The organism is Ensifer sp. Root423, assembly GCF_001426275.1.
GTDB classification, from domain to species: Bacteria; Pseudomonadota; Alphaproteobacteria; order Rhizobiales; family Rhizobiaceae; genus Ensifer; species Ensifer adhaerens.
In genome coordinates this window covers 22393-29102 of the sequence record NZ_LMEG01000028.1, presented here as the reverse complement: position 1 = coordinate 29102, position 6710 = coordinate 22393, and the positions used below count along the sequence as shown (strand labels likewise).

Genomic DNA, 6710 nt, shown 5'->3' with positions numbered 1-6710 from the left:
CCCCTCAATCAGCACCAAGCCAATCAGGAAACTCTAGAGCGAAGGTCGTCGTCGCCAGCAGCGCCGCCGCCCTCGTCAGTGATCGGGCTTATAGACCCCACACATCCGACACGTCAACAGGGATTTTCATGGGCCCGACATAAATCTCACAACACATTGAAATTAAACAGTATTTCTATCCACAGGCAGCAGCAGCCACTTTCCGCCCGCGTAAACGGGCGGAAATCGATCGTTCCAGGAGGTTCGGCAAGCGGCGGCGATTATTCAGCAACCGGGCCCACGCCCCCGGCAAGCAGCTCCGCTCAAATACGGGGTACTGATCCTGGTGATGAGCCGCCTCCCATTTGCCTGCCTCTCCAACAGGCGGCCGATGTGGATGTTGCCGACAGCATGGGTCTCGAACATCTCTGAGAAAATGGGCTCGCTACAGGCCGAGGTTCTGGCATGAGAAGGTCATGATCTTCTGCGAGCGAAGTTGCTCGATCTCGCCTCGAAGGGCTGATGGCACGTCGAAGAAGGTCGATTTCGCTAAGGAGTCGCGCAAAAGAAGCGGTCACCGCGTCAGAGACGATAAACTGCATCAAACGATGCGAGCATCCCAACCGCAAGCCGCCCGCGTCACCATGACGTTATATACACGCGGGCGAAAGTGTGGGCGGCGCTGACGATGTGGGAGCCGTGCTCCCCCACCCAATGGTGGCTCCCGAAAAGAGCCCCTTCCCTTTCTAAACGTGCCCTCTCGTCAGCGTCGATTGCTCGCCTGATCTGATCGAGAATATGCGACTAGTCGATGCCTGGGTATGTGGCGGCGTCAGCGAGACGCCTAGGCCCGCTCGGTGCGCGACGCAGCTGAGGTCGCGGCCGCAGAGGGCGGGGCCGCCTTCAAGCTCGCGGATCGCATGATCATCGAACGGCCACGAAAGATCCTTCAAAAGGTCTACGAGCCAGCGGTCGACGTCAGCCGAGCATGGCCATCTTCAACTCCGCCTCGCGACCGAGGGAGGTCATCCATTCGGTGAACTCGGGGCGGCTTTTGATCTGTCGTCCGTAATGGCGGCGCAGCGCCGTGGTGAGGTCGCTTCCGCGGCCGAGCTGTTCATCGGCAAAGCCGATCATCTGCGAGTTCGGCCAGGCCTGCGGACGGATGGCGACAAGACGGGCAAACAGGCTCTCGCCCGGCTCGTCCGGGTTTGCCTGCGCCATCAGGGCCAGCATCGCGGCGGTCGATCGCGACACGCCCATATGGCAATGCACCAGAACGTGGCTCGACGCCTGCTTATCTGCGCGCTCCAGGAAGTCGTTGCCGAAGCGAAGGATCGCCTCGACATGGTCGGGGCGCGGCATCACCCGGTTAGGTACGGCTGCAATGATGTCGTGGAAGCGCAAGGTCGTGCGGTGATGGGCGCCGTAACCGCCAAACGCCTCAAGTTCCGGCAGCTCCGGATCGACGATCGACAGGACGTGGGTCACCTTCCTGTCGCTCTGGCCCGGTAGTTCGTCGATCCCGCAAACGGTCAGCACTGGCGAAAAGGTCGTTTCCATGTCGATTGTCCTTGCATCCGGTTCATAGCGTGTCTGCCTCGCACTTGCGCGCGAGCAGGGCAAAAAGCACGTCGAGCATCACATACATCGGGGCGCGGCCGGTCGGCACGATGAGCGGATGGGTCGAGGCGCGGTAGGCGTTGAGATTGATGCTTCCATCGGCGAGGGAGGCGACGACGGAGCCGCCCGGAGAGATGGAAACTATACGTGCGCCGGCCTTCTTGGCAATCTCGATGTTCGAAATAAGATAGCTCGTTCGGCCCGAGAAGGAGAGCACGAAAAGCACGTCTTCTCCCGTCGGGCGCGGTGCGGAAACCATCTGCAACGTTGGATCGGAATTCATGCCAGTGAAGATGGGTAGGACGGCGAAGCTGTGACAGCATTGCAAACGAGCCGGGGATGAAGCGTATCAGAGCTTTCAGCATAGCGCCGCGCTGTGGGGGAAAAGAGGAATTCGCGTCACGGGAAGCGCGGAAAAAGGGCCGTGGCAGGACCTTCAACATCCGAAAGGGGATGGGCCGGATGCCCCGTACTGCGTTCCGCTTGAGCATCAATTTAATCCGGCGAATGTGAAGGTTGTGAACGTGGGTGAGCCTCACTTTGATTTAGACGAGATTTCACTTTTAATCGGACGGAATTCAAACCGTGTATTCCGAGGATAGCAGACTAGGGTCCGGCTCTGGCTTCGCCACGAAGCCAACGACCAAGCCCCCCGGCCGACTTTCTCCAGTGTCTCCAACCTTGGGTTCGCACCGCCAACTTCTATTTCCGCGATCTGCCGACGAGTGAGGCCGACGATCTCGGCAAACTCCTGCTGGCTGAGACCTATGCCTCTGCGGAGGTCACGTACTGCGTCCGGGAAATGCAAGCCGCCGCACCGCAATCCTGCAGAGTTCGACACCGTCTGCGGTGAGATGCTGGGAGCGCTGTGCTTCCCGTCTCCTAGCGCCGCTTCGCAATCAAGGACCGCGACACAACCACAACGAGCCCGATCAAAACCGTCCCCGCGATGAAGAGGAAGGCCGCCGCAGCGATCGCAGGGCTGATGTTTTCACGGATGCTGGAAAACATCTGCCGCGCCAACGTCCGCTGGTTCGGGCCTGCGACGAAGAGCGTGAGGACGACTTCGTCCAACGACGTCGCAAAGGCGAGCACCGCGCCAGAGAGTACGCCCGGCATGGCGAGCGGCAGGGTGACCCGGCGGAACACCGTCGTTGGCGAAGCACCGAGGCTCTGGGCCGCAAGCTCGACGCGCTGGTCGATGCCGGCAAGCGCGCCGGTGACGCTCACGACCACAAAGGGCACCGCAACGACCGTGTGGGCGATGATCACGCCCATGTAACTGTTGGTAAGGCCAAAACCCGCCAGCAGCACTTGCATGCCGACCCCCAGCACGACGGCCGGCACCACCATGGGCAGCAGGAAAAGTGTGCGCATCGAACCGCGAAAGAGAAGAAGGCGGTTGCGCAGGCCGAGCGACGCGGCCGTACCAAGCGCGGTTGCGAGCAAGGTCGTGCCCGTGCCGATGATCAGGCTGTTGACGATTGCCCGCCGCCAGGCGTCCGCGAAGAAGAGTTCCTCAAACCAGCGTAGGGACCACGACGGGATCGGATAGGTGAGGATCACGCTCGAGGTGAAGGCGAGCGGCAGGATGGCAATGAGTGGCGCGACGAGGAAGAGGATCGTCAGCGTGGCGAAGGTGGCCTTGGCGATTTTCATCGGCATGGTCACCGCCCCCCAACTTCGTCGCTGGAGAGCCGTGAGTAGACGCTGTAGAGCAGTAGAGTTGCGACCAGGAGTACGACCCCGAGCGCACCGGCCATGCCCCAATTCGCCGATCCCGTGGCGTAAAAGGCGATGATCGAGGAGATCATCTGGTCGCCCGGTCCGCCAATCAGCGCCGGCGTTATGTAATAGCCAATCGCAGAGATGAACACTAGCAGAGCGCCGGACGCCACACCCCTGAGGCTTAGCGGCAGCAGCACTCGCAGGAAAGCGCGCAGCGGGCGCGCGCCGAGCGAGGCGGCGGCCGGCATCAAGTTCTTCGGGATGGTGATGAGCACGGAATAGATCGGCAGCACCATGAACGGCAACAACACATGGGTCATTGCGATGATGACGCCGGTGCGGTTGAAGATCAGTGTCAGCGGCGCATCTATGAGGCCGATGGCGCGCAGGAGATCATTGATGAGACCCTGCTCCTGCAACAGGATGAACCAGGCCGCGGTGCGCACCAGAAGCGACGTCCACAGCGGCAACAACACGGCGCCAAGCATCAGATCACGCTTCCAACCCTCGAGCGAAGCGGCGATGATTGCGTACGGAAAGCCGATACAGGCGCATGCGAAGGTGACGAGCGCGGCTATCCAGAAGGTGCGCATGAGGATCACGGCGTTGACGGACTGGTCTGGCGGCAGATGCTCGATATCACCAGCCGCATTGCGACCAAGATCGACGGCGGCAAGCAGGTTGCGGTCGGTATAGGGCGAGAGCGCATCTGCGATCGCCAGCCAGAACTCCGGCTTCTCCCAGCGTTTGTCGATGGAAACGAGGTCGGCGGGTGGGTTCGCCGTATCTTTCAATGCACTCGTCGTCTTCCCCATCAGCGTGCGAAAACCGGAGCGGGCGCTGTTGAGACGCCGCACCATGTCACCAAGCGCCTGATCGTCGTCGACGGACTTCAGGTCCTCCATCAGCGCCATCTGCATGGGTGTGGTGGGTGGAGACTTACGGTCCCAATCGGCCAGAACTTCCGCGCTGCGTGGCAGCAGCCGCAACACGGCCGGATCCGACACGGACTGCGCCATCATGCTGAAGAGCGGCCAAAGGAAGAAGCCGATGAGGAAAAAGAGCAGCGGCGCCAGAAGAAGCAGCGATCGTCCAGTGCGGGAGGAGACTCCACTCATGGCGCAATGACCCGACAATCGCCGGCCGAAAACGCCGCAAAGACTTTGGTGCCTGGCGGAAACTCGCGCGACCTTCTGCCGAGTTTGGCGATCAGCGGGTGAGTGGCGTTCTGCAACTGCACGCGCAAATGATCGCCCTGATAAACGGAATCCGTAACTTCCGTTTCCAAGACGTTTCGACCCTCACTGCGCGTCTCGCTGAGATCGACCCGTTCCGGACGGATGGAGAGAAAGACGGATTGGCCGGAAGCGACGCTGCCGGAAACCGCCGACACAATTTGTGCCCCCGAACGAAGACGCACAGTCGCTTCCGCGCCTTGCACGGTTTCCACGACACCTTCGACGAGATTGGTCTCGCCGATGAATTCGGCGACGAAGCGCGTCGCCGGCTCGTCGTAGACCTGGCGGGGTGTCCCGATCTGCTCGATCTTGCCCTTGTTGAAGACGGCGACGCGATCCGACATCGTAAGCGCTTCGGACTGGTCATGTGTAACGAAAACGATTGTTAGGCCGAGGCGGCGGTGCAGATCGCGGATGTCGAGTTGCATCTGCTCGCGCAACTGCTTGTCAAGCGCGCCGAGTGGCTCGTCCATCAGCACGACACGCGGTTCGAAGACAAGCGCCCGGGCCAGCGCCACGCGCTGCTGCTGGCCACCCGAGAGCTGCGAGGGCCGTCGGTCGGAAAGGGTTGAAAGCTGCACCATGTCGAGTGCACGTTTGACGCGCTCATCGATCCCCGCCTTGCCAATACCCCGCATCTGGAGCGGAAAAGCGATGTTTTCGCCGACTGACATGTGCGGGAAGAGCGCGTAGCTCTGGAAGACAACACCCATGTCCCGCTTGTAGGTGGGCACCTTATTGATGGCAGTTCCGTCGAGAAGGATCTCGCCCGCGGTCGGCTGCTCGAAGCCAGCGAGCATCATAAGAAGCGTCGTTTTGCCCGAGCCGGACGGGCCGAGCAGGCTGACGAACTCCCCCTTCCCGATGCCGAGATCGAGATGTTCAACCACGCAAAGCGGGCCGTAGAATTTCGTAATGCGGTCAAATCGAATGTATTCGGCCACGGAAGACTCCATCGCTAAAGGCGAAGGATGCGTCCTCAAGAAACGCACCCAGCCATCCAGGAACGGGCGCTCCCGGTGGAGCGCCCTTCACCACGGATGTTCTTACTGGGCGAGCCAGGCGTTGAAGCGCTGCGTCAGCGTCTCGGCATTGTCGATCCAGAAATCGACATTGAGCGAGATGGCATCTGTCATGTTGGCAGGATCGGTTGGCAGGTCCTTGGAGAATTCCGCCGGTACTTTGGACGCAGCCTCCTTGTTCGGCAGACCGTATGCCACGAATTCCGGCAGTTTCGCCTGGTTTTCCGGCAGGCTCGCAAAAGCGATGAAGTCCTGCGCAGCCTCCTTGTTCTCCGCATCCTTCAACACGACCCAGCTATCGACGGCATAAATGCTGCCGGGAAAGACGACCTTGAAGTTCTTGCCTTCCGACCGATTGATGCCGGTGATGCGGCCGTTGTATGCCGAAGTCATAGCGACTTCGCCCGATGCGAGGAACTGCAACGGCTGTGCGCCCGATTCCCACCAGACGATGTTAGGCTTCAATTCGTCGAGTTTCTTGAAGGCGCGGGCGACCCCCTCCTCTGTACCGAGAACGTCATAGATCTGATCCTTGGAGACACCATCGGCGAGCAGCGCGAATTCCAGCGTGTATTTTGGGCCCTTGCGCAGCGAGCGCTTGCCGGGGAACTTTTCGACGTTCCAGAAGTCCGCCCAGGAAGTCGGGCCTTCCTTCAGCTTGTCGCCGTCATAGGCGATGGCCGTCGACCAGACGATGGCGCCGACACCACAGTCATTGACCGCAGATTCGAGGAATTTGTCCTTACCGCCCATCTTGTCCCAGTCGATCTTTTCATAAAGACCGTCGGCACAACCGAGCGCCAGTTCTTCGGCTTCCACCTGCACCGCATCCCAGTTCGGTGCGCCGGCCTTGACCTTCGACTGGATGACGCCGATGCCGCCGTCCCAGGCTTCGTCGAGCACTGGCTTGCCGGACTTTTCGGAGAACGGTTTGAAGTAGATGTTGCGCTGGGCATCCTGATAGTTTCCACCCCATGAAACGACTGTTAGATCTCGCGCGAAAACCGGCACAGCAAGGCCCGCCGACAGAACGACGGCAGCCGCCGCCAGGACACCCGATTGAAAGATTGTCTTCATGGCATTCCCCTTTTCTTCGTTTGTGAAAGAGCCGCTTGCGGCT

Annotated in this window: 7 protein-coding genes; all 7 read right to left on the bottom strand. The window is 60.6% G+C overall.

Going from position 1 to position 6710, the window contains the following annotated elements:
- Window positions 1-957 precede the first annotated feature (957 nt).
- Window positions 958-1542: a tyrosine phosphatase family protein gene (locus ASD01_RS23040; protein WP_034800416.1), complete on the bottom strand. Its 585-nt coding sequence runs from the start codon at window positions 1540-1542 to the stop codon at window positions 958-960.
- Between the two features lie 22 nt (window positions 1543-1564).
- On the bottom strand, window positions 1565-1861 hold the full coding sequence (locus tag ASD01_RS23035) for an SIS domain-containing protein (protein ID WP_246802832.1): 297 nt from the start codon (window positions 1859-1861) through the stop codon (window positions 1565-1567).
- Between the two features lie 276 nt (window positions 1862-2137).
- Window positions 2138-2443, bottom strand: a complete 306-nt coding sequence (locus tag ASD01_RS34955) for a helix-turn-helix domain-containing protein (protein WP_348272357.1) — start codon at window positions 2441-2443, stop codon at window positions 2138-2140.
- A gap of 41 nt (window positions 2444-2484) precedes the next feature.
- Window positions 2485-3267 (bottom strand): ABC transporter permease, encoded by a 783-nt coding sequence (locus tag ASD01_RS23030; RefSeq protein ID WP_060520183.1) that lies wholly within the window; start codon window positions 3265-3267, stop codon window positions 2485-2487.
- A 2-nt stretch (window positions 3268-3269) separates the two neighbouring features.
- Window positions 3270-4448, bottom strand: coding sequence for an ABC transporter permease (locus ASD01_RS23025; protein WP_034800410.1), 1179 nt, complete (start codon window positions 4446-4448; stop codon window positions 3270-3272).
- Window positions 4445-5524 carry an ABC transporter ATP-binding protein gene (locus ASD01_RS23020; protein ID WP_060520185.1) on the bottom strand — a complete coding sequence of 360 codons (1080 nt, stop codon included), beginning with the start codon at window positions 5522-5524 and terminating at the stop codon, window positions 4445-4447. The genes ASD01_RS23025 and ASD01_RS23020 overlap by 4 nt, the downstream gene beginning before the upstream one ends.
- Window positions 5525-5614: 90 nt before the next feature.
- Window positions 5615-6667, bottom strand: a complete 1053-nt coding sequence (locus ASD01_RS23015) for an ABC transporter substrate-binding protein (protein WP_082566398.1) — start codon at window positions 6665-6667, stop codon at window positions 5615-5617.
- Window positions 6668-6710: the final 43 nt, after the last annotated feature.